23 protein-coding genes are annotated in these 26,335 nt (G+C 27.3%); 11 read left to right on the plus strand and 12 right to left on the minus strand.

The window, feature by feature from the left end; translation table 11 throughout:
- Window positions 1–5: 5 nt before the first annotated feature.
- Complete coding sequence (locus tag AACT_RS04325; protein ID WP_172125292.1) at window positions 6–2,501, plus strand: CHASE domain-containing protein; 2,496 nt, start codon at window positions 6–8, stop codon at window positions 2,499–2,501.
- A gap of 55 nt (window positions 2,502–2,556) precedes the next feature.
- On the opposite strand, the gene AACT_RS04330 is transcribed toward AACT_RS04325, so the two are convergent.
- Together AACT_RS04330 and AACT_RS04335 are read right to left on the minus strand one after the other, a co-directional pair.
- Window positions 2,557–3,642, minus strand: a complete 1,086-nt coding sequence (locus AACT_RS04330; RefSeq protein WP_172125294.1) for a methyltransferase — start codon at window positions 3,640–3,642, stop codon at window positions 2,557–2,559.
- A 166-nt stretch (window positions 3,643–3,808) separates the two neighbouring features.
- A complete protein-coding gene (locus AACT_RS04335; protein ID WP_172125296.1) occupies window positions 3,809–5,359 on the minus strand; it encodes a methyl-accepting chemotaxis protein in 1,551 nt (516 codons plus the stop codon).
- 161 nt (window positions 5,360–5,520) lie between these two features.
- Between AACT_RS04335 and AACT_RS04340 the strand changes: the two genes are divergently transcribed.
- On the plus strand, window positions 5,521–6,972 hold the full coding sequence (locus tag AACT_RS04340; RefSeq protein WP_172125298.1) for a protein adenylyltransferase SelO: 1,452 nt from the start codon (window positions 5,521–5,523) through the stop codon (window positions 6,970–6,972).
- Between the two features lie 20 nt (window positions 6,973–6,992).
- On the opposite strand, the gene AACT_RS04345 is transcribed toward AACT_RS04340, so the two are convergent.
- On the minus strand, window positions 6,993–7,541 hold the full coding sequence (locus tag AACT_RS04345) for a YceI family protein (protein ID WP_172125300.1): 549 nt from the start codon (window positions 7,539–7,541) through the stop codon (window positions 6,993–6,995).
- A gap of 189 nt (window positions 7,542–7,730) precedes the next feature.
- Here AACT_RS04345 and AACT_RS04350 point away from each other — a divergent pair, with 189 nt between their 5' ends.
- The 6 genes from AACT_RS04350 to AACT_RS04375 all read left to right on the plus strand — a co-directional run bounded on the left by AACT_RS04350 (window position 7,731) and on the right by AACT_RS04375 (window position 15,045).
- Window positions 7,731–8,333, plus strand: a complete 603-nt coding sequence (locus tag AACT_RS04350) for a TetR/AcrR family transcriptional regulator (RefSeq protein ID WP_172125302.1) — start codon at window positions 7,731–7,733, stop codon at window positions 8,331–8,333.
- A complete protein-coding gene (locus AACT_RS04355; RefSeq protein WP_172125304.1) occupies window positions 8,330–8,557 on the plus strand; it encodes a DUF2798 domain-containing protein in 228 nt (75 codons plus the stop codon). Before AACT_RS04350 ends, AACT_RS04355 begins: the two co-directional genes overlap by 4 nt.
- 10 nt (window positions 8,558–8,567) lie before the next feature.
- The gene (locus tag AACT_RS04360; RefSeq protein ID WP_172125306.1) at window positions 8,568–9,797 is read left to right on the plus strand and encodes a TolC family protein; all 1,230 of its coding nucleotides are present in this window, start codon (window positions 8,568–8,570) and stop codon (window positions 9,795–9,797) included.
- Window positions 9,794–10,933 carry an efflux RND transporter periplasmic adaptor subunit gene (locus AACT_RS04365; protein WP_172125308.1) on the plus strand — a complete coding sequence of 380 codons (1,140 nt, stop codon included), beginning with the start codon at window positions 9,794–9,796 and terminating at the stop codon, window positions 10,931–10,933. Before AACT_RS04360 ends, AACT_RS04365 begins: the two co-directional genes overlap by 4 nt.
- A 10-nt stretch (window positions 10,934–10,943) precedes the next feature.
- Window positions 10,944–14,063, plus strand: coding sequence for an efflux RND transporter permease subunit (locus AACT_RS04370; RefSeq protein ID WP_172125310.1), 3,120 nt, complete (start codon window positions 10,944–10,946; stop codon window positions 14,061–14,063).
- Between the two features lie 118 nt (window positions 14,064–14,181).
- Window positions 14,182–15,045 carry a DMT family transporter gene (locus AACT_RS04375; RefSeq protein ID WP_172125312.1) on the plus strand — a complete coding sequence of 288 codons (864 nt, stop codon included), beginning with the start codon at window positions 14,182–14,184 and terminating at the stop codon, window positions 15,043–15,045.
- 7 nt (window positions 15,046–15,052) lie between these two features.
- On the opposite strand, the gene AACT_RS04380 is transcribed toward AACT_RS04375, so the two are convergent.
- From AACT_RS04380 to sufB, 9 genes are all read right to left on the minus strand, one after another.
- On the minus strand, window positions 15,053–15,259 hold the full coding sequence (locus AACT_RS04380) for a hypothetical protein (protein ID WP_172125314.1): 207 nt from the start codon (window positions 15,257–15,259) through the stop codon (window positions 15,053–15,055).
- Window positions 15,260–15,378: 119 nt separating this feature from the next.
- On the minus strand, window positions 15,379–16,830 hold the full coding sequence (locus AACT_RS04385) for an acetyl-CoA carboxylase biotin carboxylase subunit (RefSeq protein WP_172125316.1): 1,452 nt from the start codon (window positions 16,828–16,830) through the stop codon (window positions 15,379–15,381).
- A gap of 187 nt (window positions 16,831–17,017) precedes the next feature.
- The gene (locus AACT_RS04390; RefSeq protein ID WP_172125318.1) at window positions 17,018–17,503 is read right to left on the minus strand and encodes a hypothetical protein; all 486 of its coding nucleotides are present in this window, start codon (window positions 17,501–17,503) and stop codon (window positions 17,018–17,020) included.
- A 107-nt stretch (window positions 17,504–17,610) separates the two neighbouring features.
- Window positions 17,611–17,961, minus strand: a complete 351-nt coding sequence (locus AACT_RS04395; protein ID WP_172125320.1) for a metal-sulfur cluster assembly factor — start codon at window positions 17,959–17,961, stop codon at window positions 17,611–17,613.
- Window positions 17,962–17,971: 10 nt separating this feature from the next.
- Entirely contained in the window at window positions 17,972–18,382 is a 411-nt protein-coding gene (locus AACT_RS04400) for a SufE family protein (protein WP_172125322.1), read from the minus strand.
- Between the two features lie 2 nt (window positions 18,383–18,384).
- Complete coding sequence (locus AACT_RS04405) at window positions 18,385–19,584, minus strand: aminotransferase class V-fold PLP-dependent enzyme (RefSeq protein ID WP_228720538.1); 1,200 nt, start codon at window positions 19,582–19,584, stop codon at window positions 18,385–18,387.
- Window positions 19,562–20,596, minus strand: coding sequence for a SufB/SufD family protein (locus tag AACT_RS04410; RefSeq protein ID WP_172125324.1), 1,035 nt, complete (start codon window positions 20,594–20,596; stop codon window positions 19,562–19,564). The genes AACT_RS04405 and AACT_RS04410 overlap by 23 nt, the downstream gene beginning before the upstream one ends.
- Window positions 20,583–21,353 (minus strand): Fe-S cluster assembly ATPase SufC, encoded by a 771-nt coding sequence (gene sufC / locus AACT_RS04415; RefSeq protein ID WP_172125326.1) that lies wholly within the window; start codon window positions 21,351–21,353, stop codon window positions 20,583–20,585. The genes AACT_RS04410 and sufC overlap by 14 nt, the downstream gene beginning before the upstream one ends.
- A gap of 3 nt (window positions 21,354–21,356) precedes the next feature.
- A complete protein-coding gene (gene sufB, locus AACT_RS04420) occupies window positions 21,357–22,802 on the minus strand; it encodes a Fe-S cluster assembly protein SufB (protein ID WP_172125328.1) in 1,446 nt (481 codons plus the stop codon).
- 266 nt (window positions 22,803–23,068) lie between these two features.
- Here sufB and AACT_RS04425 point away from each other — a divergent pair, with 266 nt between their 5' ends.
- The 3 genes from AACT_RS04425 (at window position 23,069) to AACT_RS04435 (ending at window position 26,335) form a co-directional block, all read left to right on the plus strand.
- Entirely contained in the window at window positions 23,069–23,800 is a 732-nt protein-coding gene (locus tag AACT_RS04425) for a cache domain-containing protein (protein ID WP_172125330.1), read from the plus strand.
- A gap of 93 nt (window positions 23,801–23,893) precedes the next feature.
- Window positions 23,894–25,069, plus strand: a complete 1,176-nt coding sequence (locus AACT_RS04430) for a transposase (protein ID WP_079580386.1) — start codon at window positions 23,894–23,896, stop codon at window positions 25,067–25,069.
- Between the two features lie 183 nt (window positions 25,070–25,252).
- Window positions 25,253–26,335 (plus strand): sensor histidine kinase, encoded by a 1,083-nt coding sequence (locus AACT_RS04435; RefSeq protein WP_228720563.1) that lies wholly within the window; start codon window positions 25,253–25,255, stop codon window positions 26,333–26,335.

The raw sequence follows: 26,335 nt of genomic DNA on the forward strand, positions 1-26,335 counted from the left end.
TCTTTATGTTTAAAAGTAATTTATTTGCTAAATATTTCAGCTATAAAATAGCTTTCCTATTAATTTTCATTATTTCCGTATTTATCTCATTATTATTTTGGTTTTTTTCTTTAAGATACTATGATAATTTAACAAAAGAATTATTTGAACATAGAGTTAATGAAAACATTGATAATATGCAGCAAAGAATTTCTAATTATAAGTATGCCTTAATAAGTGGAGTTGCCTTAGTTAATGCAAATGATAAAATAACAAGTCAAATTTGGCATGATTTTATTAGCTCTTTGGATTTAGAAAATAACTATCCAGGTTTCCAAGGAATTGGATATTCCCCTGTTCTTAAAACTGCAGATATTCCTTCTTTTGTTAAAGAAATACAAATACATAATCCAAATTATAACCTTTTATTATCTAAAGAAAGAGAAATATATGTACCTGTTCAATATATTGAACCTATGAATAATAGAAATATAAAAGCAATAGGTTATGATCTTTATTCAGAAGCAACACGAAGAGCTGTTTTAGATTCAGCAAGAGATAGCGGAATGCCTTCATTAAGTGATAAGGTAATATTACGTCAAGAAATCGATAGTGATGTTCAAGCTGGAATATTAATGTATCTTCCTGTATACAAAAAAAATAGTATAAATTCAATTGAAGATAGAAAAGATTCTATTGTAAGTTTTGTTAGTGGTGTTTTTAGAATGGGTGATTTGATGCAAAATATTGTATTAAAAGAAACTATTTTAGATTTTGAGATATTTGATAATAAAAAACAACTAGAAGAAAATTTATTATTTAAATCTTTTACGGAAACTAACTTGAATTCTAAATATACTTCTAAAAATGAAATCAAAATAAATGATAAAATTTGGTATGTAAATTTTTATTCTAATAAAGAGTTTGAAAATAGTTTTTCATATGCCAAACCTTTAATGTTAACACTTTTTGGTATTGGCTTATACTTTGTATTACTATTAATTATTTTATTAATAATTCAAAGTAAAAAACTACTTCAAATAAAAACTAATCAACTTGAAAAGCTTAATAATGATTTATCATTAAGTAAGAAAAAATATAAAACTTTAGTTAATCAATCTTTAGCTGGTATTTATACCTATCATGAGAATAATTTTTTATTTGTAAATAAACATTTTTGTGAAATATTTGGATATGGTGAAGAAGAAATTTTAACTATTCTTAAACCAATTGATATTATCAAAAGAAATGATTCTACTAATGTAGAAAAAAAGATTGATGATAAATTTTCAATAGATAATAAGTCTTCTCACCATATAATAAAAGGTGTTAAAAAAGATGGTACTTCTATTTGGCTAGAAATCTATGAGAATATTATTGATATTGAAGGTATTTCTTCTATTTCAGGAATAGTTTTAGATATTACTCAAAGAATTGAATTTCAAGAACAATTTGAAAATCTTTTTAACTTTGGTAATATTGGATTAGCTATTACAACACCACAAAAAGCTTGGTTACAAGTTAATAATGAGATATTAAATATCTTGGGTTATAGCAAAGAAGAGTTATTTGAAACTACTTGGGATAAAATAAGCTATGAAGAAGATATAGAGAAAGATATAGGTTTATTTAATGATGTACTTAGTGGCAAAATTAATAATTATCAAGTTGAAAAAAGATTTGTAAATAAAGATGGGGAAATAGTTGAAACAATTTTAACTCTAAGTGCATATAAACAAAACAATAAAATAAAATATTTACTAGCTTCAATTCTTGATATAACAGATAGTAAAATGAAAGAGAATCTTCTTGTTCAACAATCAAAACTAGCAGCAATGGGTGAAATGATAGCTATCATAGTTCATCAATGGAAACAGCCATTAAGTTTAATCAGTACTTCTTCAACAGGAATGAAACTACAACTAGAAATGGATATGTTAACAAAAGAGTTTTCTATGGAAGCTTTAAATTCAATCATAAATGCAACAAAACATTTATCAACTACTATTGATGATTTTAGAGATTTTTTCAAGCCAAAAAGATTTAAAACAACTTTTAATATGAAAGAATCAATTGGTAAATCTTTAAAACTAATCTCTTCTGGATTTAAAAATAAAGATATAAAAGTTATTCAAGATATTGATAATATTTCTATTACTACATACGAAAATGATTTAATCCAAATACTTATAAATATTTTAGGTAATGCTAAAGATGCCTTATTAAATGTAGATACACAAAGATTAATCTTTTTATGTGCAAATATGTCAGAAGATAATAAAAACTTAATAATATCAATTAAAGATAGTGCAGGGGGAATTCCTGAAGATATTATCGAAAAAATATTTGAGTCATATTTTACTACTAAAGAAGATAAAAATGGAACAGGAATTGGATTATATATAGTAAATGAAATTATAACTAAACATATGAAAGGTGAAATCCAAGTTGCCAATGTTGAATTTACCTATGAGAATAATAAATATTTTGGAGCTGAATTTAAATTAATCATTCCATTATAAAAGGTAATACTTAATTATAAAATAATTAAGTATTACCTTTTCATGCTTTTAAAAATCACTTCTCTTTTTTATGTGCTAAAACCCATAATTCAACTTTTTCAGTTTCCCTTGAATCTGTTCTTTGAGTTCTTCTTGAAGATGCTCTAACTTCTCGTCTTAGGTGTAAATCTTTTCTAAAACGATTGTTTTTTTGTAACTCTTCAATTATTGGATGAGTACTTTCTTTGTCCACTTCTTGGGCAAGATTTGAGAAAATTAAAACTAATTTCCCATCTTCTTTTAGATATTTTTTAGCTTTTTCAAAGAACCTTGGAAATAGGTCTTCTTCATAATACATAGCTTTATCTATACCTTCTTCTAAGTCATGCTTTGCAAGTAACCATGGTGGATTAAAAACAATTACATCTACTTTTCTATCAAAATTTCCAAATAAATCACAATGATTTAGGGTTATTTTCTTTTGAAAATTTAATTTTCTACTTTCTTGATAAACACCAATAATTGCATTTTTATTTGTATCTGTTGCATAAACATTCTCAAAACCATTTTGAATTAATTGATATGTTAAAATACCGCTTCCAACACCAATATCAATAGCATTATCTTTAGGTCCATCATATTTTTTTAACCATTTGTCAAATAATTTTAAGTGATCAAATCTTGTTGGAAAATATGTTCCATAATAAGGATGAATATTTATATTTAAAGTCTTAATTTCAAGACCTTTTTCATGCCATTGCCATGAACTGTTCATACCTTGAACTTCAGGGTAAGAGATATAAAATTCTGAAACTTCAGGATATAGTAGTTTTAACCAAGCAATATCTGGAGCTTTTTTAACAGCTAGTTTATTATCTATTACTTTTATAAATAATCTATGTGAAGCTTCTCTAAAGGCAGAACGATAAGCTCTTTGCCCTTGAAAACTTTTGTCTGGAAATCTAAGTAAAAGATTCTTTTTTAGCTCAGCTAAAACTTGTAATCCGTTACTATAGTACTCCTCAACTAGCACATTTTTTCCAGCAATCATTTGGTTAACAACTGATTCGGTATCCATTTTTCGGTAAAAACTTATAGCATCAATTTTTGAAGTTATAATATTAGGTCTATCTGGTTTGATAGATTGTAAATTTGTAGTCATATATCTATTCCCTTTATCTAGTGTGGCAGTTTATTGTATAAAGGCTTAGCTTATGGTTGAATTTCTATTATATTAGTGATTTAAGGGGAAGAATATGATTTTTTATAAAAAAATTGAAGAAAGTGAATCTAAAATACCAATATTTACTAATATTTTAAGCACTCAATTAATTGAGTGCTTTTAGTGTTGAAATAAGTTCTGTTGAAACAGTAATTAACTCTTCAGAGGCATTTTTTGTTTCTATTGCTTCATCTCTTGTATTTTGTGCACTTTGGGAAACATTTATCATTGAATTAGAAATTTCATTTAATCCTTTACTTGTCTGTAAAGCTGTACTTGCAAGTTGATTTGATATTGTTTTTTGCTCTAAAATAGATTTTGAAATATTTGAAGACATTAAGCTTATCTCTTCAATTGTACTATCAACACTATTTATAGATTTAAGAGAGTTTTTAACTAGTGTTTGAATAGACTCAATAGCACTAGTAATCTCTTTTGCAGCTTCATTTGATCTAGTTGCTAGATTTCGCACTTCTGCTGCAACTACTGCAAATCCACGTCCAGCTTCACCTGCCGTTGCTGCTTCAACGGCTGCATTTAGTGATAAAATATTTGTTTGAAATGCAATTTGCGTAATAAGATTTATCGTCTCTCCTATTTTAGAAGATTCTTGATTTAATTTTATAATATCACTTGATGTACTTTTTGATTGCTCTTTTGCACCTAAGGCAATTTTTTCTCCATTAGCAGCTGCATTGGCAATACTAGTGATTGATGAAAGCATGATTTCAATTTTTTCTGAAAGATCATTAACTGCTTGATCCATTTGTTCAATAGAAACACTAACTTCTTGTGAACCCTTCATACTATTTTCAGCATCTATTGACATAGAGTTTGATGCCCCTGATAGATGATTTAGTGATTTGTTTAATTTTTCTATATTCTTTTGAATAGAGAACATTGTATTTTTTCTTGCAGTAATTTCAGTAGCATATTTTACAACTTTGAAAGGTTTATTATCAATATCAATAATCGGATTATATGTTGCTTGAATATATACCTTTTTGCCATCTTTACCAATTCTTAGGAATTCACCACTTTGAAATTCTGCATTATTTAATTTTTCCCAAAAATCTTTATATTCATTTGAATTTTTATAAGATTCTTCACAAAATATACTATGGTGTTTTCCTTTGATTTCATCAAGAGAATAATCAATGGCCTTTAAAAAGTTTTCATTTGCATTTAAAATAATTCCATTCATATCAAACTCAATAATAGCTTGAGATTTACCAATAGCTTGAATTTGTCCTTTAAAATATAAATCTTCTAATTTTTTAGCAGTTACATCTTGTGCAAATTTTATTATTTTATAAACTTTTCCAGAATTATCTTTTATTGGAGTGTAAGATGCTTGAATAAAAATAGAGTGGCCATCTTTTTTTATTCTTTTAAATTCTGATGTTTGAGCAGTACCTTTTTTTAGTTCATGCCAAAAATCTGAATATTCTTTACTATTTACAAGTTTAGCATCACAAAATATTTTATGATGCTTTCCTAAAACTTCATTTTCTGTATAACCAAGGGTATTTAAAAAATTCTGATTTGCTTCAAGTATGATTCCCTCAGGTGAAAAAGAAATAACGGCAAAGTGTTCATCTATGGCATTTAATTGGGCTTTTTCTTCTTTATTATTTGAAAATGAAAATAATGACATTTCTATAACTTTTTCTTATATTATTTTATTTCATATTTTAGCATTTTTTATTTAAAAGCAAATAATCACTTTTTTTAAACAAGATAGATTTTATCCTCTTTTATGTTCTCTTTTGGTAAGCTTCTTGCATATACAAACAAATATTATTAAAAGAGAAAATTATGAAATTAGACCAAATAAAACTTGATGTTGATTACTTCGAGTTTGATGAAAAATTCTATCAAAAATTAAAACCTACACCACTTAAAAATCCTAAGTTAGTATCATTTAACAAAGAAGCATGTGATTTAATAGGATTAGATTATAAAGAATGTGAGACACAGGATTTTATTAACTTTATAAATGGAAGTAATGTATTAGAAGGAAGCGTTCCTTATAGTATGGTTTATGCTGGACATCAGTTTGGATATTTTGTTCCACAACTAGGTGATGGAAGAGCTATTAATTTGGGTGCTGTGAATAATTGGCATTTACAAACAAAAGGTTCAGGACTTACAAGATATTCAAGAAGTGGTGATGGAAGAGCGGTTTTACGTTCAAGTATAAGAGAATATCTTATGAGTGAAGCTATGCATGGTTTAGGGATTCCAACAACTAGAGCTTTGGCAATTATTGATTCAGATACTTTTGCTCATAGAGATTGGGAAGAAGAGTCTTGCTCAATTGTAATGAGAATGTCTCCTTCTTGGATTAGAGTTGGAACTTTTGAGTTTTTTGCAAGAACAAAAAATAAACAAGCAATATTTCAACTGGCAGATTATGTAATAAAACAATCATATCCACACTTGGAAAATGAAGAGGATAAATATGAAAAAATGTTTTATTCTTTAGTTGATAAAACAGCAGAATTATTAGCTTTATGGCAAACCTATGGTTTTCAACATGGAGTTATGAATACAGATAACTTCTCAATGGCTGGACTTACAATAGATTATGGCCCTTATGCATTTATGGATTATTTTGAAAAAAATGCAATATGTAATCACACAGATGGTGAAGGAAGATATTCTTATAACAATCAACCTTATGTGGCAAGATGGAATCTGATGGTTTTAGCAGATACCTTAAAAGGAATTTGTGATGAGAATAAACTAATGTCATATCTAAATACTTTCTTGCCTCAACATGAAAATGTATATTTAAAAATGATGAATAAAAGAATAGGTTTGGATGCCACTAAAAGTGGAAATTCAAATTTACATTTGATTCTTGAATTACTTGGAAGTTTAGAAGCTTCAAAAATGGATTACAATGTGTTTTTTTATAGATTAACTAATCTCAAATCTTTTGATGATTTATCTTCTATTTTAGATATTGCAGTTTTTCAAGAGCCACTTAGAAAATGGTTTGAATCTTATGAAAAAGTTTGTGAAGAGCAAGATACAAGCTTTGAAACAAGAAGTGAAATTATGAAAAAAGTAAATCCAAAATATATTTTAAAAAACTATATTATTCAAGAAGCTATTGAAAAAGCCCATGAAGGAGATTATAGTGGAGTTGTTGATTTATTAAAAATTGCACAAAATCCATTTGATGAGCATATTAAATTTGAAAGGTATGCCCAAGTTACACCTATGAAGTTTTCTAATATGAAACTTTCTTGTTCTTCATAAGATAAGCTATAAAGCTTATCTTATTTATATGGAATTGTAAATTCTATATCCACTTCTGAAAATGATTTATTTTCATGTAAATCTGCACATTTTTTTGCAAAAGCCAAGTATGATTTTTGCATAGAAAAATCTAAAATATCAATTCCACCACTTGCTACTATCTTTCCATTTTCAATTGTATAATCCATTCTAACAGGATTTGTTACTTCATTCATAGTTACATTTAAAATCAAAGTTTTTTCATCTTCATTTACATCTGAAATATTTCCTTCAATAACTTCGGCACTTGCAAGTGCAAATAAAGTTGAAGTCATGTTATTATTTCTTACAGTATCTTTTGATTCTATAGAATTTGTTTGAATAACAACATTTGAGCTTTTTAGGAAATCAGATAGATTTTCTGATGATTTTATATCTAGTTTAATACTGTTAAAAGTACCAGAAACAGGAACTTTTTTTATAGTTTTAAATCCAGTCCATTTTACACCTAAGTTTCCATTTAATTCATATGCACTTAAACTTGATGCTAAAGAAATTGATAAAAGAGAAGCTAATAAAATTTTTTTCATAATAAATCCTTTTTATTTATTCTATCACAAAATAATTAATAGTTTTATCACTAGAATTTCTTATAAAATCATACTTGACTGACGGTCAGTTTAAATCTTAATTAAGTAATAGTTATATATAATCTCAAATATTGACTGACGGTCGGTCAAGAGTAAAAATATTGATATAATTTTTAGTAAAGGAGTATGATGAGTCCTCGAAAAGTAAACAAAGATGAAAAAAGAAGAGAAATAGCTTTAAAGTGTTCAGATTTGATTCACGAAGTAGGAATGAAAAAACTTACGGTTGCTGAAGTAGCAAAAACAGCAGATATTGGAAAAGGAACAATATATGAGTATTTTGAAAATAAAGAAGACATAATTTTTGAAATAATAAATATTCATATAGAGAAACACAATAAAGAGTTATTAGAACAAATACAAAAAGTTAAAACAACAAAAGAGAAAATTGCATTATTTTTTAGAATGGTTTTGAGTGATGATGAAGAAAACCAAAAGCATTTTAACGGATATAAAGAGTTTTTATCTATTGTTTTATCTGAAGATAATGCAGCTATGAAAGAATTCAACTGTAATAAAAATGAATTTTTTGAAGGAGAACTTTTAAAAATATTCGCACATGGAGTTGAAGAGGGTGAATTAAAAGCTGAATCTTTAGGTTTAGTAAATGGAATTCTAACTTATCAAAAAGGTTTAGCATTAAGAAAAATGACTCAAAGTGTTTTTAATGCAAATGAAGATTTTGAGAAATTTATCAGTACGATTTTTAAGTTAATAGAGATTAAAAAATGATACATAAGAAATATGAAAAAATAGTCTTCGCTTTTTTTATGAGTTTAATTATGAGCTTTATAATGAGTTTTATAATTACGTATATAAATTTAGATTTTGTTGATGGATTTGTCTTAATTTGGTTAGAAGCTTTTATAAAAGCATTTGCTTGTGCTTTTCCAATTATATTTGTAATTGCACCAGTAGTTCATAAAATAGTTCATAAATTAATAGTAAAAATATAAAGGATATAAAATGTTAAAAAGTATTTCAATTCTTTTAATTGTACCTTTCGCTCTTTTTGGTGAAAACTTAACACAATTAATAGAGTTATCTAAAAATAATAAAATGATTGACTCATCTAAAATTACAATAGAAAGTACAAAAGATAGTTATGAAAGTGTAAAAAATTCTTACATGCCAAAATTTAGTGTAGGGGCAGGTTATAGTAATGATTCATATGAAGAATATTCTTACCCAGAAAATTCTGTAAGTGTAAATGGAAGTGTTGCTTATACTTTGTATGATGGTGGAAAAAAAGGTAATACATATGATTCTTATGAATCTTCTATTAAAAGTGGTAGTGAAAGCTTAGAAGATTTGAAAAATCAAATTGCAATACAAGTTACAAATTATTATTATAATTATTTATCATTTGTGGCTCAAAAAGAGGTTAAATTACAAGAGATAGAACAACTTGAAGCTCAATATAGTAGATTAAAAAAGTTTCTTGATGCAGGAACTGTAACAGATGATGAAGTTCAAAAAATAATATCAAATATTCAAATATCAAAAGTTGCACTACATGAAATAGAATTAAATATAGAAACAATAAACCATAATTTAGAGTATGTAGTTGGACAATCAGTTAATATTCAAAGCGGTTCAACAATTACTGAATATGATTCAAAAGAAAATAAATTAAGAGCTGATTTAAAAGCGATTGAGTATCAATTAGCAGCATTAAAATCAACTGCAAACGCTACAAAAAGTGGGAAACTACCAAAAGTAACATTGAATAATACATATACGCATAATGAATTAGAATACAATGATTCAAGTTATGCAACTGATGATTATAATAGAAATGTAGCTTCAATAAATTTATCTTGGGATATTTTTGATTTTGATACTACAAATAAAGCATATGAAGCTGCTTTTAAAAAATACTTAGCTTTAAAATCTGAATTTGAATATGAAAAAAATAAAGCTGATGTTGATTTAAAACTAGCAAATAGAGCTTATGAAATCGGAAAACTAAAAATTGAATCTGCACAAGCTGGATTAAATGCAGCAAACAGTGCATATAAAACAATAAAAGCAAAATATGAAGCTGGACTAATTGATAATGTTTCATACTTAGCTGCATTAACTGATAAATACAGTGCTCAAAGTGCACTAAAAGTTGCAATTAATGATTTAGAGTTAAAAAAAGCAAATATTATTTATTATAGTGGTGAAAAATTAGAGGAGTTTGTAAAATGAGAAATATAAAGAAATTATTAATAACAACAGCACTTGTATTTGGGGCTGTGACAAATACATATGCAGCAGATGCACCAGCAACAGCAAAACCTGCAGCTGATGCTAAACCTGCAACAAAAGCAGATGTTTATATTGTACCTGAAGCAACAAATATTGCAATAGACTTAAAATATCCAGCACAAATAAATTCTTTTAAACAAGCAAAAGTTTACTCAAGAATTCTTGGGGTCTTAGAAGAAAAATATTTTGAAGAAGGAAAAGTTGTAAATAAAGGTGATGTTTTATTTAAAATAGAAGATGCATTATATCAAGCAAAATTAGATGCTGCAAATGCTTCTGTTAAAATGAATGAAGCAACACTAAATAATGCAACAAGAAGTTGGGAAAGAATTCAAAAATTATATAACACTAATGCAGTAACAACAGAGCAAAGAGATAGTACCTTATCTGCTTATCAAAATGCATTAGCTTCTTTAGCTATGTCAAAAGCACAACTAAATCAAGCAAAAATTGATTTAGATTATACAAAGGTAAAAGCTCCTATATCTGGAATTACAGGGCTTAAAACTATTGATTTAGGTAACTTAGTAACTGCTACTCCTCCAATGGAACTTGTTACAATTTCACAAAATGATAAAGTTTATATAGATTTCTCTATGCCTTTAAGTGATTATGAGAATATTAAAAATGGTTTATGGAAAATGCCTGAAAATGGAAAAATACAAGTTGAAATCAATGTAAATGGACAAGTAAATAAACAAAGTGGTTTTGTAGATTTTATTGATGTAAATATAGATCAAAATACATCAACAGTAAAAATGAGAGCAATAGTTGAAAATAAAGATTACTCATTAATGCCAGGAAGTTTTGCAAGAGTAACACTAAATGGAATTGAACAAAAAAATGTTATTACTATTCCTCAAAAAGCTTTATTACAAAATCCTTTAGGAACAATTGTTTTTGTTGAGAAAGATGGAGTTGCTACTGTTAAACCTGTTATGGTTGGAAATGAAAGTGGTGATAAATTTATAGTAGCAGGTGGTCCTTTACAAAGTGGAGATAAAGTAATAGTAAATAATTTCTTTAGAATTAAACCAGGTAGTGCTGTAGCTATTGATAAAATAATTAATAAATAAGGAAAAATAAATGTTTTCAAAATTTTTTATTAATAGACCTATTTTTTCAACAGTAGTCTCTGTTATTATTATATTAGCAGGAATTATTTCTTTAAATATATTACCTATTAAAGAATATCCATCGGTTACGCCTCCACAAATTAATGTGGTAGCAACATATCCAGGTGCAGATGCAACAACATTATCATCAACTGTTGCCACAACTTTAGAAAATGCAATTAATGGTGTTGATAATATGACTTATATGACATCAACTGCATCCCCTAGTGGAATACTTTCTTTAAGTGTTATCTTTAATGTTGGAACTGATGTTGCACAAGCAAAAGTAGACGTAAACAATAGAGTTCAACTAGCACTTAGTAGTTTACCTGAAGAGGTACAAAGACAAGGAATTTCTGTAAAAGAGAAATCTCCTGATATGTTAAAAGTTATTGCTTTTACATCTAAAAATGCAGTTCATGATACTACATATATTTCAAATTATTTAACAGTAAATGTTATTGATGATATTAAAAGAATTAAAGGTATTGGTGATGCTACAGTTTTTGGTGCAAAAGATTATGCGATTAGAATTTGGGTTAATCCTGAAAAACTTGCATTTTATAATTTAACATCTGAAGATATTACAAGTGTTGTTAATAGTCAAAACAATCAATACTCAACAGGATCAGTTGGTGCTGAACCTTTAAATGTTATTCAACCTTTTACATATTCAATTAGTACAGAAGGAAGATTAAAAAATGTAGAAGCATTTGAAAATATTATAGTTCGTTCAAATAAAGATGGATCTACATTAAAATTAAAAGATGTTGCTGAGGTTAAATTAGGTTCTGATTCACTTAATACTATTGGTAAATTTAATAGTGAGCCAATGATTCCAGTAGGTATCTTCTTAGCTCCAGGAGCAAATGCCCTTGAAGTATCAGCAGCACTTGATGCAACTTTAAAAGAAGTATCAAAAAATTTTCCTGAAGATATAGAGTATAGAGTTCCATATGATGCAACACTATTTGTACAAGAATCAATCAAAGAAGTTGTAAAAACACTTTTTGAAGCAATTCTTTTTGTAATCATTTTAATTTATCTTTTCTTAGGTAATTTTAGAGCAACGATTATTCCAGTTCTTGCGATTCCTGTTTCTGTAATTGGTACATTTGCTGGACTTTATATTGCAGGATTTTCTATAAATTTACTTACACTTTTTGGTATGATTTTGGCTATTGGATTGGTAGTTGATGATGCAATTATTGTAATTGAAAATGTTGAAAGGGTTTTAAGAACTAAAAAAATCAGCGTTAAAGATGCAACAATAGAAGCTATGAAAGAGTTAACAACTCCACTTGTTGCTATTATTCTTGTACTTTCGGCTGTATTTATTCCAGCTGCACTAACAGGTGGATTTAGTGGGGTGATGTATAAACAGTTTGCCATTACTATTGTAATTGCTGTTTTAATCTCAGGATTAGTTGCGCTTACTTTGACACCTGCACTTTGTGCTATTTTCTTAAAAGAGCATGAAAGTGAGCCAATTTGGCCAATCAGAAAATTTAATGCTTTCTTTGACTGGTTAACAACAGTATTTATAGGTATTACTAAACAAACTATTAGATTATGGTTCTTTTCACTTGCTATATTTGCTTTTATAATTTATTCAACATATGCAATTATGAAAATAACACCAACAGGTTTAGTACCAACTGAAGATAAAGGTGTATTAATGGTATTAACATATATGATGCCATCAACTTCTTTGGGTGAATCTTTAAAAGTAACAGATGAAATTAGAAAAGATTTATTAGCAAATCCAAATGTAAAATCAGTTGGAGCAATTACAGGTTTAGATATTGCCACATTTGCTTATAAAACTGATGCTGCATTAATGTTTGCCTTATTAAAACCTTGGGATGAAAGACCACTTGCAGAACAAAATTCTAAAGTAATTGCAGGGAAACTTATGGGTCAATTTATGATGACAAATAAAGATGCCTTTGTAATTCCTGTTAATCCTCCTCCAATTATGGGTATGAGTACAACAGGCGGATTTGAGATGTGGATTCAAGATAGAACAGGTGGAGATATTCAAGCATTAAGTGCATACACTCAAGAAATCGTTGCAAAAGCTGCACAAGATAAAAGATTAATGGCTGTAAGAACAACATTAAATGCTAATGTTCCTAAATATATGCTAACAGTAAATAAAGAAAAAGCAAAATCAATGAGTGTTGATATAAGCTCTGTTTATGCAGTAATTCAAAATAGTTTTGGAAAAGGATATATAAATGATTTCAATCTTTATGGTAGAACTTTCCATGTAAATATTCAATCTGAATCAGAATTTAGATCTACAAAAGATAATTTCAAAAATATCTTTGTGAAATCTGATTTAGGAAATTTAATTCCAGTTAGTGAATTAGTAACAATTAAAAGAGATGTTGGAGCTAGTGTTATTCAAAGATTTAATATGTTTAACTCTGCTCAAGTTACAGGAACTCCAGGTGCTGGATTTGCTTCAAGTGATGCAACAACTGCAATTGAAGAAATTGCAAAATCTGTATTACCTGAAGGGTATACAATAGCTTGGTCAGGAACAACATATCAAGAGAAAAAATTATCATCAGAAGGTAATTATACAGCAGTTTATGCAGCTATCTTTGTATTTCTAATTCTTGCTGCTCTTTATGAGAGCTGGAGTATTCCATTAGCTGTTATTATTTCTATTCCTTTTGGAATCTTTGGTGCGGCGTTATCTGTTTATTTAAGAGGATTAGAAGCTGATATTTATTTCCAAGTTGGTTTAATTACCCTTGTTGGTTTAAGTGCTAAAAATGCAATTTTAATTGTTGAGTTTGCAATGGATAAATTAAGAGATGGAATGCCACTTCTTGAAGCTACTATTGAAGCTGCTAAATTAAGATTTAGACCTATTATTATGACTTCATTAGCATTTATTGCAGGTACATTACCACTTGCTTTAAGTTCAGGTGCAGGAAGTGCAAGTAGACATATCATTGGTACAACAGTTGTTGGTGGAATGGCAGCTGCTATGATTATTGGAGTTTTATTTATTCCATTGTTTTTCTATGGTGTTTTAAGAATAAAACAAAAATTCTCTTCAAAAAAAGAGATTTAGTAAAATAAATTTCTAACTAAAACATTTGAAAAAGATACTAGTTATTTAGTATCTTTTTCAACAATCTTTTTAAGCTTTTCATTACATCAGAAAAGAAATTTTTATGATATAGTATAAAATGAATTACGCAACAAATTACAAACTGATTTTTATAATACTTTTATCATTATTCTTTTTGGGATTTAACTCTATTTTTGGGAAATTAGCATTAGGTAATAATCATATCGATGCATTTTCTTTTACATTTTTTAGACTATTTTTTGGTGCAGTAACACTTGTTTTAATTTATGCATATCAAACAAAAAATATATCAGTGAATTTAAAATCAAATTGGCTTAGTTCTTTTATGCTTTTTTTATATGCAATAAGCTTTTCCTACTCTTTTTTAAATATGGAAGCTGGACTGGGAACTCTTCTTTTATTTGCAGTGGTTCAGATTGTAATGCTTGTATTTTCACTATTTCATAAAGAAAAAATAAATTTACAAAAAATATTAGGAATGAGTATTGCTTTATTTGGTTTGATTTATCTTTTATATCCAAAAGAATCATTTGAAGTATCTTTATATCATGCTTTTTTGATGATAATTGCTGGTGTGGCATGGGCTATTTATACAGTTCTTGGGAAAAAATCTACTAGTTCTTTATATAACACTATGGATAACTTTAGAAAGGCAGTTGTATTTGTAGGATTATTTTATATTTTATTTTCTCCCCAAAATACTTTTTTTGATGAAAAAGGTTTATTTCTAGCATTTATATCAGGAAGTTTAACCTCTGCTATTGGTTATGTTTTATGGTATGAAGCATTGCCTAAAATGCAGTTTATAACAGCTGGAATTATTCAGTTATTTATACCATTGATTGCTATTTTTATAAGTGTTATATTTCTAAATGAAGTTTTAACAACAACTCTTTTAATATCAACTGTAGTTATATTTATAGGAATAATACTTACTATTCTATCAAAAAAAGCAGTATAAGTCCTAATTATTTCATATTATCAATTCCTTTAAAATTATCATGCCATTTTAATTGAGATGGTGTTGCAGGAGAGCTTTTTTCTTGAGGAGATAATGTTATATTAAAACCTTTTCTATCTGAAAAGAAGATATATACTATTGCTAAGATTACAATAATTGATATCATTAGTAAATATGGAAATATTTTTGATTTTGGTTCTTCTTTGTTTCTCATTTATTAAACTTTTTGTTGTTAGTAATATAAACTTACCACAACTTATTTTCATATTTTGTATATTATAAATAATACACTTTAAAATATGAAAATAAGATAAATTTTTACGTAGAAACTATTTAGTGTTTTACTTTTATTTTATTATTATTAATAGTTTCCATAAGTTTAACAATATTAGCTATTTTTTCTTCTTCTTTTTTCATATTATCTTCACTATGTAATTTAAATATGTCCATTTTTTTATCTAAATAACTAGTATTAAAAGTTCCAGCTATAAAATCAGCATCTCTTACTATTTCTCTATGAAGAGGAATATTTGTAGGGAAACCTTCGATATAAAACTCATCTAAAGCTCTTTTCGCTTTTTTAACAGCACCTTCCCAAGTTAAAGACCAAACGATTAGTTTTCCAATCATTGAGTCATAGTTTGCAGGAACTTTATATCCTGAATAAATACTTGTATCTATTCTAACACCTGGACCACCTGGCGTTAAGTATTTGCTAACTGTTCCAGTTCCTGGCATAAAGTTTTTTTGTGGATTTTCAGCATTTATTCTAAACTCAATTGCATAACCTCTAAATTGTACTTCTTCTTGTAAGAATTGTAATTTATCACCTTCAGCTATTTCTATCATTCTTTGAATAATATCAACACCTGTGATAGTTTCAGTTACAGGATGCTCAACTTGAACTCTTGTATTCATTTCAATAAAGTAAATATTATTTTGCTCATCAACTAAAAACTCAACAGTTCCAACACTTTCATATCCTAATTTGAACATAGCTTTTGTTGCAATTCTATAAAGCTCTTTTCTTGTTTCATTATTAAGTCTTGGACTTGGAGCTATTTCAATAACTTTTTGATGTCTTCTTTGAATAGAACAATCTCTTTCTCCTAAGTGAAGAACATTTCCATACTTATCCGCAATAATTTGAATTTCTATATGTCTTGGATTTTCAACATATTTTTCAATGAAAACTTCATCTCTACCAAAATATTTCATAGATTCATTTGTTGCACTTTCATACATATCTTTGAAATCTTTTTCAAGTTTTACAATTCTCATTCCTCTTCCACCGCCACCAAATGCAGCTTTGATGATAACTGGAAACCCAATTTCTCTAGCTATTTTTTCACCTTCATGAATATCTTTAACAGGTTCATTAGTTCCTTCAAGAACTGGAACTCCAACTTTTTTCATAGCTACTTTTGAAGCCATTTTATCACCAAAAAGTTCAATATGCTCAGGTTTTGGACCAATAAATATGATTCCATTATCTTGACATGCTTGTGCAAAATCAGCATTTTCACTTAAAAATCCATAACCTGGGTGAATAGCATCACATCCAGCTTTTTTTGCAATTGAAATAATTACACTATAATCTAAATAGGCTTTAATTGGATCTCCCATAATTGGATAACATTCATCCGCTTTTCTAACCCAAATACCCTCAACATCAACTTCAGAGAAAATAGCAACACTATTTATCTCAAGTTCTTTACATGCTCTTATAATTCTAAGAGCGATTTCTCCACGGTTTGCAATAAGTACTTTAGAAATTTTTTTCATTTTATTTGCCTTTTAGATTTAATAAAAATATTTAGAATTGTAGAGTTTTTTATAAATTAAATCTTCTTTTTTATTGCTATATAAATAGTTTATTAGTGCTAAGTATATTGTTTATTATTGCTGTAATTTGTGTCGAAATTAATTGATAAAAGTTATAAATTATTAAGATAAGTAATATAGGAAATTTTTAAACAAGAATATACTTGCAGTTATAATAATCATCGTCTAATATTTTGATTGCAGATTTATGAAAAATATCTTTATATGGTACTGCATATCTAAAAACTGCATTTTTTTCTTTTATATTATTTGCATTGATGTACTTGATTGCATCATCATAAAATGCCACTATATCTTCTTCTTTAATTGATTTTGAATCAAAACTATTTTTACATTTTACTAAGATTGTTTTATCATCTTTATAGCAAATCATATCTATGTTTTCATTTTGTATTTTATTTGAAACTACTTTATATCCTAGGTCTTCGTATCTTTTTATTGTACGTAATTCTAATGTTAGGCCATTTTTTTCATTTTCTTCATTTTGCCTTTTTCGTTTTTTATTATCTCTTGTGGAAATGAATCTTTTTAATAATATTATAAAAATAATTATTGGGATTAGATGCCAGATATATGATAGTGAGCCAATTATAATTTCACTTGTGTTAGTCATTGTAGTTTCTCATTTTTTTCCTTATTAGCTTTTTTTCTATTGTATACTTATTTAGCCAATATAGTTTGAAAAATGATAAATTTTTAGATAATTTTAAAAACTATGGCTTAAAAAGCCATAGCTGCTCCACTTGCTCCCATTACTTCTCTTGCGTCTTCACTCATCATAGATGGATCCCAAGGTGGGTTAAAAACTAGTTTTACAAAAGCTTCATCTATTTCATCAACAGCTAATGCTACATATTTTACTTGCTCTAGTAAGCTTTCTGCTACTGGGCATGTTGGGCTTGTAAGAGTCATAGTTATAGTACAATATAAGTAATTGCTGTTTATATCAAACTCTATATTATAAATCAATCCTAGGTCATAAATATTTGTTGGTATTTCAGGATCGAATACATTTTTTAAATTTACTATTACTTTTTCTTCTATATCTTTTAAATCAAAAGTTGTTTCCATTTTCTATCCTTTATGCGTTTATTGCATATTCTTTTATTTTTTTCATCATTCCAATTACTCCACTTTGTCTATTTGGAGTAATAACTTCACTTAATTTTAGTTCATGAACTATATCCATATCAATTTGCTTTAATTCTTCAATAGTAGAATCAGAGAAGATTTGTAAAATCATATAAACTAAACCTTTAACGATTATTGCATCACTAGTTCCATGAAAATACATCTTTCCATCTTTTATTTCATGGGTTAGCCAAACTTGTGATGTGCAACCATGAACTATATTTTCTGCTACTTTATCTTTTTCATCAAATGCTTCTAATTTTTTACCTAAATCAATAATATATTCATATTTTTGTAATTCATCTTCAAAAAAATCTAAGTCTTCTTTTATATCATTTACTCTTTTTTCTATAATATTCAATTTTAATCCTTTAACATATCCAAAGCTTTTTTAAGTGCAACAATTAGTGCATCTACATCTTTAAAATTATTATAAAATGCCGTTGAAACTCTTATTGTTCCTTTTACACCTAATTTTTTCATTATAGGTTGAGCACAATGATGACCAACTCTTAGAGCTATTTTCATTTTATCAACTAAAATTCCAATATCATCATGAACTATACCTTTAAAGTTAAAACTTCTACTTCCTATAGAATCACTAATATCATTATAAAATATAATATCAGGAAGAGTAGAGAGTTGTTCATTTAAATATGTATAAACACTATTTTCAATTGCTTCAATATTTTCATATCCAATTTTATCAATATACTCTAAAGCTTTTCCAAACCCTATAACACCTGCTATATTTTGAGTTCCTGCTTCAAATTTATATGGAGAATCAAGTAGAGTTGAGCTATTAAAATCCACTTCATGAATAGTTGCTCCTCCTGTTTGATAAGGTTTTAACTCTTTTAAATGTTTTTCTTTTACATAAATAGCTCCAACACCTGTTGGTGCAAATGTTTTATGGCCTGAAATAGCAAAAAAATCACAATCAAAATATTGCATATCTACTTTCATATGAGCTAAACTTTGAGCACCATCTATTAAAACAACTGCACCATAAGAATGAGCTAATTTTGTAATAGCTTCAATATCATGGATTTTTCCAAAGGCATTTGAAATATGAGTTACACTTACAAATGAATGTGGATTTGCTTTTAATAACTGTTCAAAATGTTTCATATCAAAATCTAAATTATCATTACAATTTACAACTTCAAGACCATTTCCCAAAGATCTTCCTTGCATATGCCAAGGTACGATATTTGAATGGTGTTCAAGCGAAGAAATAATTACTGTTTTAAAATTTGCAGCAAATGAACTTGCAATAAAATTTATAGATTCCGTTACACCTTTTGTAAAGATAATTTCTTCTTTTGAAGATGCATTTATAAAATCTTTTAAAATAACTCTTGTATTTTCAAACTCTTGTGTTGCTTTATTTGCATGACCAAAATTACTTCTATGGGTATTTGAACAATACTTTTCATAATACTCAACTTGTGAATCAATCACAGATTTTGGTTTTTGAGTTGTTGCTCCATTATCCAAATAAATTATTTGAGAGTTTTGAAAATATGGAAAATCTTTTTTAAACATATTTACTTCTTTCATAAATTTCTATGAACTCTTTGATAATTTCATCTTTTATATTATTAGCAATTTTTTCTTCAAAAGCTTTTAGTAAAATATCATATGCCAACTCTTTTGGTATTCCTCTTGATTCTAGATATAAAAGTTGCTCTTTATCTAAAGTTCCAGTTGTTGCTCCATGACTTGCTTCTAGTTCATCTATATTAATCTCAAGATGTGGTTGAGCAAAAATCACAGCATCATCACTTAATAATATTGTATTTGTATTTTGAAAAGCTTTTGTAAATAAAGCTGTTTCATTTACAAGTGATTTGGCTTTAAACACTGCTTTTGAACTATCTTTTAAAGAGTGTTTATAGTTTATATCACTAATCGAACTTTGCGCATTATGAACTGTTTTTATAAGATTTGAACAAGTTGTATCATCTTTTAATTTTACTAAACCATTTAGATTATAAGTGATTTTTTCACTATTAATATTGTTTATAAAATTATTTAAGATAAATCCATTTCCATACTCAAAGTTTGTAAAATCAATATTTGAACTGTTTTTTTGCTCAATATTCGAGTTAAATATAAAAGAGTTAGATTCATTTATATCTTGAACTTTTACATACTCTAAGTTTGCATTTTCATCAAGTTCAAAATTTCTATTTACACTATATAAACTGTTCTTAGAGTTTGTTACAAAAACTTCAACTAGTTGAGCTTTTATACCTTTTGCAACTTTTATTTTTAGTGAATTTGTAAAAAATGTTTCATCTTCTTTTATTTTATGAATTAAAAAAATAGGCTCTGCAATATTTTTATTTATAGTGATAACTTTTTGAGTGTTATCAATACTTCTTGTAATATCAAATAAAATACTATCATAAGTGTTTTTATCTTCAATAGTTTCTAATCCCATAATATCAAATTCATAAGTTTGCTGCTCTTTAAAATCATAAGAGAATAGGGCATCAAGATTGATTTTTAAGAACTCTTCATCTTTTTTATTAGGAAGGATTAATCCTTTTATATCATTTATTTTCATCTTTAATTCCTATTGCTTCATAACCTTTTTCATCTAGTTCTAAAGCTAAAGTATAATCTCCTGTTTTTGCAATTTTCCCATCATTTAAAATATGTACAAAATCTGGTTTAATTAACTCAAGAAGTCTATCATAGTGAGTAATCATTAAAATTGATCTCTTACCATCTAGCATAGAATTTATTACATTTGCAACAGTTTTAATAGCATCAACATCAAGTCCTGAATCTATTTCATCTAATAAAATTAAATCAGGTTGTAGCATTAAAAGTTGAACTAATTCATTTCTTTTTTTCTCACCACCTGAAAATCCTGCATTTAAATCTCTTTGTAATAGTTTTCTATCAATATTAAATTTATTTGTTTCTTCTTTTACATTTTTCAAAAATTCCATAGCATCGATTTCTTCTAAACCGTTATATTTTCTTTTTTCATTTATTGCTGTTTTTAAAAAGTAGCTGTTATTTACTCCTGGAACTTCAATAGGAGATTGGAAACTCATAAAAATACCTTCATTGGCTCTTTGCGCTACATCTAAATCAAGAAGGTTTTTCTTTTTGTAAGTTATTGCTCCATTTGTAACAACACAGTCATAGTGTGCACTTAATGTTTTTACTAAAGTAGATTTTCCAGCTCCATTTGTTCCCATTAAAGCGTGAACTTCACCTTCTTTAATTTCTAAATTTAAACCTTTTAAAATCTGTGTTTCATTTATACTTACTTCTAAGTTTTCTATTTTTAATACTGTATTTTTTTCCATGATTTAACCCACACTTCCTTCTAATGATATGCTTAATAATTCTTTTGCTTCTGCTGCAAATTCCATTGGTAATTCTTTTAAAACTTCTTTACAAAAACCATTTACGATCATAGCTATTGCATTTTCTTCACTTATTCCTCTTTGGGAAATATAAAATAATTGCTCTTCAGAGATTTTTGAAGTTGTAGCTTCGTGTTCTATATTTGCAGAGCTATTTCTAATTTCATGATATGGATAAGTATGAGCATGACATTTATTTCCAATTAAAAGTGAATCACACTCAGAAATATTTCTAGCATTGCTAGCATTTTTCCCAACTCTTACAAGTCCTCTATATGCATTTACACCATGCATTGCTGAAATTCCTTTTGAAATAATAGTTGATTTAGTATTTTTACCTAAATGAACCATTTTTGTTCCTGTGTCTGCTTGCTGAGATTTAGAAGCGATGGCAACTGAGTAAAATTCTCCAACGCTATTGTCACCAGCAAGTATACAGGAAGGATATTTCCAAGTAATTGCAGATCCTGTTTCAACTTGTGTCCAAGATATTTTTGAATTATCACCTTTACATAAACCTCTTTTTGTAACGAAGTTTAAAATTCCACCTTTTCCTTTATCATCACCTGGAAACCAGTTTTGAATAGTTGAATATTTTATTTGTGCATCTTTTAATGTAACTAATTCAACAACTGCTGCATGAAGTTGTCTTTCATCTCTTGTGGGAGCTGAACATCCTTCATTATATGATACATAAGAGTTCTCATCACAGATGATTAAAGTTCTTTCAAATTGTCCTGTATCAAGGGCGTTTATTCTAAAGTAAGTTGATAATTCCATCGGACAACGTGTGTTTGGTGGAATATATACAAAACTTCCATCTGTAAATACTGCACTATTTAAACAGGCAAAATAGTTATCAACAACAGGTACAACTGATGCTAAATACTCTTTTACAAGCTCAGGATATTTATGAGCTGCTTCAGAAATTGAACAAAAGATGATTCCTAGTTTTTCAAGCTCATCTTGATATGTTGTTTTTACTGAAACTGAGTCAAATACAGCATCAACTGCAACTGTTTTAACACCTGCTAATTGTTTTTGTTCTTCAAGTGGAATTCCTAATTTTTCATAAGTTTTTAATATTTCTGGATCCACTTCATCTAAAGAATCTAAAGCTTTTCTTGGTGCTGAATAATAAGCAATATCTTGATAATCAATTTTTGGATAGTTTAAATGTGCCCATGATGGCTCTTCCATTTTTAGCCATTTAGCATAGGCTTTAAGCCTAAAATCTAAAAGCCATGATGGTTCATCTTTTTTGGCACTTATTGCTCTTATTACATCTTCATTTAATCCTTTTGCAAAAGTATCACTTTGTACTAAAGTCTCAAATCCGAGTTTATATTCTTTGTTTATTACGTCATGTATTTGTTTGTTTTCGCTCATGACTTCTCCAATATTTTATTTGAATTTTTTAAATAGGATATAAATAGTCCTATTTGAAATATAACACCATAATTATTAAGAAATACTTAAATAGGATAAAATCTATCCTATTTAAAAGATTTATTTAATTGTCACTATTTTATCTTATTTTTTTTGTTTTTAATCCTCTTCTTTAATGAACAAATAATTATTTAAGTGAAATAATCTAAAGTAATTTTATAGACTTTATGTTACAATAGCTTATCTAAACATATCGAAAAGTATAAATGAATATTAATAATCTAAAAAATTTTTTAAAAGAATCACTTTTATCAATAGTGATATTTTTCTTCCTACTTTTTTCATCATTTTATTACTTTAAAACTCAGATGGAAAATAATATTAATAATTTTTTGATAAATACAGAACTATTATATGCAACGCAATACCATACTATTTATGACAATTTTAATAAACTTTCTCAAAATAGTTTTTATGGAATAGTAAATAAACCTGAAATTTACAATCTTGTAAAATATGCTTATAAAAAAGATGATGCAACTAAAGCTGTATATAGAAAAAAATTATATGATAACTTGATTGCTGATTATAATAGATTATTAGGTTACAAGTTTTATCAAGTTCACTTTCATTTTCCTGATAATACTAGTTTTTTAAGAATGCATAAGATTGATACATTTGGAGATAATCTAAGTGATTATAGATTTAGTGTTTCTGAAGTTAATAAAAATCTAAAGCCAGTTCATGGATTTGAAATAGGAAAAATAGTAGATGGTTTTAGATTTGTTTATCCTTTATTTGATGAGAAATTGTTTCATATAGGGAGTGTTGAATTGTCTGTTAGTTCTGATTTTTTTGAAAAGAATTTTGAAATGAATTTTAATGTTGATAGTCATTTTTTAATTAAAAAATCTATAGCTGAATATAAAATTTTCCCCGAATATTTAAAAGAGTTTAAAATAAGGAGCCACTTGCAGATTATAAAAAACAACCCGTAATTTAAGCTGATTTAAATTTTAAAAAGTTGAATTGAACTTCAGATAAGTTATAATTTTTTACTACAAAAATTTAACAGAAGAGCGATTCAACTTATGGAAACTATTTTACCAAAAATATCTTCAAGTCTATCTAAAATATGGACTAAGGTTTTAAATCTTGAAAACTCACTTTTTCCTGCTTTAAAAGAGGAACTTAGATTAGATGAGTTATCAAATAAAGAGCAAAAACTTATCAAGATATTAGATTTTGCACAAATTGAGAAAAATGTTATAGTAGTATCTCTCACAAATACTCCAAAGGATAGGGAAGAGATTGCGAGAGCTTTTATAGCAAAAAGTGTTTATAATCTCCAAACAACACGAGACCTTATAGATAGACTTCGTATTGACAGAACACTACGAGTATTGTGTGGATGGAGATATACAAATGATATTCCAAGTGAATCGAAATTTAGTAGAGTATTCAAAGAATTAAGTGATTTAAATATAGCTCAGAAGACTCATGAACAGTTTGTCAAAGAGTATCTAAGTCAAAAGACATTTTTTTATAATGCAACAGATGCCACAAAAATACCACTCAGAGAAAAAGCTGTAAAAAAAGAGAAAGTAAAAAAGGTCAAGAGAAAAGCTGGTCGTCCTAAAAAAGGCGAAGCAAGAGAAGCAATAAAACCAAAGATATTAGAACAACAAAAAGAAATGCAAACAGTAGAAGAGATGCTATGTTTAGTCTCTACAGAGTGCGGAGTTGGTATAAAACAAAATTCCAAAGGCAATAAAGAAGTATGGATAGGCGGTAAACTGCATATTAGTGCAGTAGATGGAGATATACCAATAATAGCATTTTATTCAGGTGCTAATGTACATGACTCATCAGTATCACTCCCTTTGATACAAGAAACAAGCAAAAGAGTGAACTATCTTTATGACTTACAAGATGCAGGATATGATGCAGATATTATTAGAGAGTTTTCAACTGCATTAGGACATCGTCCAATCATAGACATCAATCCTAAAAACTCGAAAGAACTCAAAGTAAAAATAGAAGTTCAAAAAGATGAACAAAAGAAGTTTGAAATGTTAAGCCTTGTTCAAAGTTCTGATACACATCACTATAACCAAAGAAGTATGGTTGAGCGAGTAAATAAATACCTCAAAGAAGATTTCGGGTGTAATACAATTTACTATCAAGGAGCTACAAAAGTAGCTTCCGTCCTAGCATTTGGAATACTTTCAGTTTGTATTCATCAGAGTTTGAAACTGGTGACATGACTTTTTAGCTAAACACACTAAAATTAGCTCACTTTTACAACGCGACCATCAAGCACGCACCCAATAAAAGCTTTTAACTAAAATTGACCCATAAAGCAGTAAAATGATTAAAAGTTAAAAAGATCTGGTTGAGAAGTTCGGTAGTCTTACAAATTCACTAGTTTATGATGGTTGAATTTGCAAGTGGCTCTAAGTAATGAAAATAAAGATTATATATATAAAGAAGATAATAAAGAGTTCATTCATTATTCAAGCAAAAATTTTTATACAGAAGATGAAAAAGAGCTAATTTCATCAAAAATGCAAAATAGTCAAATGTTTTCGCTATATAAAAAAATTGATGGAAAATATTTAGCAATATCTTTTTTACCTATTAAAAATGTAGAAAATGAAATAAATTCAGCTTATATGGTTTTATATAAAAATTCAGATTATATAGAGCAAGTAATGTACAACTATTATAAAATGCTTTTTATTTTATTTTTATTCATATTGATTTATTTTTTTTATATTAACTACAAATATAGAAAAATTCAATCAGAAAAAAACAAAGATTATATAATATCTCAACAAACAAAAATGGCAGCATTAGGAGAAATGATTCAAAATATTTCCCATCAATGGCGCCAACCTTTAAGTATAATTTCTGTTTTAGCAAGTGGATTAAAACTAAAAAAAGAGTGTAATATTTTAGAAGATAAAGAGTTAATTGAAAATTTAAATGCAATACTTAAGAATACTAATTATTTATCTAATACCATAGAGGATTTTAGAAATTATTTTGAAGGTAATTTAGAAAAGAAAAAATTTAACTTAAAAGATATTGTTAATCAATGTATTTTGATGTTTAAAGAAGAAATAAGTAGTAAAAATGTGATTTTAATAGAAAATTTAAATGATATTGAACTATTTACATATGAAAGTGAACTTAAGCAAGTAATTATAAATTTATTAAAAAATGCGAAAGACTTTACAAATGAAGGTTTGATAATAGTTAGCATTTATGAAAAAAAAGAGCATATAATAATAGAAGTACAAGATAGCGCAGGTGGAATACCAAAAAGTATAATAAAAAAGATTTTTGATCCATACTTTACCACAAAACATAATTCAAATGGAGTGGGATTGGGACTTTTTAGCGCATATGAGATTATTGATAAGAAATTAAAAGGAAATATTTCTGTTGAGAATAAAGAGTTTACTTATTATTTTAATAGTTACAAGGGCGCGTGTTTTTCAATTATTTTAGATAGAAAAAATTTATAA

This window comes from Arcobacter acticola, from assembly GCF_013177675.1.
Taxonomy (GTDB): Bacteria; Campylobacterota; Campylobacteria; order Campylobacterales; family Arcobacteraceae; genus Aliarcobacter; species Aliarcobacter acticola.

Bases quoted from the DNA above. Each gene is read 5' to 3' on its own strand.
- AACT_RS04340 (WP_172125298.1), top strand. From the start codon at position 5,521: ATGAAATTAGACCAAATAAAACTTGATGTTGATTACTTCGAGTTTGAT.
- AACT_RS04325 (WP_172125292.1), top strand. From the start codon at position 6: ATGTTTAAAAGTAATTTATTTGCTAAATATTTCAGCTATAAAATAGCT.
- AACT_RS04385 (WP_172125316.1), bottom strand. From the start codon at position 16,830: ATGAAAAAAATTTCTAAAGTACTTATTGCAAACCGTGGAGAAATCGCT.
- AACT_RS04380 (WP_172125314.1), bottom strand. From the start codon at position 15,259: ATGAGAAACAAAGAAGAACCAAAATCAAAAATATTTCCATATTTACTA.
- AACT_RS04335 (WP_172125296.1), bottom strand. From the start codon at position 5,359: ATGTCATTATTTTCATTTTCAAATAATAAAGAAGAAAAAGCCCAATTA.
- AACT_RS04390 (WP_172125318.1), bottom strand. From the start codon at position 17,503: ATGACTAACACAAGTGAAATTATAATTGGCTCACTATCATATATCTGG.
- AACT_RS04375 (WP_172125312.1), top strand. From the start codon at position 14,182: ATGAATTACGCAACAAATTACAAACTGATTTTTATAATACTTTTATCA.
- AACT_RS04365 (WP_172125308.1), top strand. From the start codon at position 9,794: ATGAGAAATATAAAGAAATTATTAATAACAACAGCACTTGTATTTGGG.
- AACT_RS04425 (WP_172125330.1), top strand. From the start codon at position 23,069: ATGAATATTAATAATCTAAAAAATTTTTTAAAAGAATCACTTTTATCA.
- AACT_RS04410 (WP_172125324.1), bottom strand. From the start codon at position 20,596: ATGAAAATAAATGATATAAAAGGATTAATCCTTCCTAATAAAAAAGAT.
- AACT_RS04350 (WP_172125302.1), top strand. From the start codon at position 7,731: ATGAGTCCTCGAAAAGTAAACAAAGATGAAAAAAGAAGAGAAATAGCT.
- AACT_RS04330 (WP_172125294.1), bottom strand. From the start codon at position 3,642: ATGACTACAAATTTACAATCTATCAAACCAGATAGACCTAATATTATA.
- sufB (WP_172125328.1), bottom strand. From the start codon at position 22,802: ATGAGCGAAAACAAACAAATACATGACGTAATAAACAAAGAATATAAA.
- AACT_RS04370 (WP_172125310.1), top strand. From the start codon at position 10,944: ATGTTTTCAAAATTTTTTATTAATAGACCTATTTTTTCAACAGTAGTC.
- AACT_RS04405 (WP_228720538.1), bottom strand. From the start codon at position 19,584: ATGAAAGAAGTAAATATGTTTAAAAAAGATTTTCCATATTTTCAAAAC.
- AACT_RS04355 (WP_172125304.1), top strand. From the start codon at position 8,330: ATGATACATAAGAAATATGAAAAAATAGTCTTCGCTTTTTTTATGAGT.
- AACT_RS04395 (WP_172125320.1), bottom strand. From the start codon at position 17,961: ATGGAAACAACTTTTGATTTAAAAGATATAGAAGAAAAAGTAATAGTA.
- AACT_RS04345 (WP_172125300.1), bottom strand. From the start codon at position 7,541: ATGAAAAAAATTTTATTAGCTTCTCTTTTATCAATTTCTTTAGCATCA.
- AACT_RS04360 (WP_172125306.1), top strand. From the start codon at position 8,568: ATGTTAAAAAGTATTTCAATTCTTTTAATTGTACCTTTCGCTCTTTTT.
- AACT_RS04430 (WP_079580386.1), top strand. From the start codon at position 23,894: ATGGAAACTATTTTACCAAAAATATCTTCAAGTCTATCTAAAATATGG.
- sufC (WP_172125326.1), bottom strand. From the start codon at position 21,353: ATGGAAAAAAATACAGTATTAAAAATAGAAAACTTAGAAGTAAGTATA.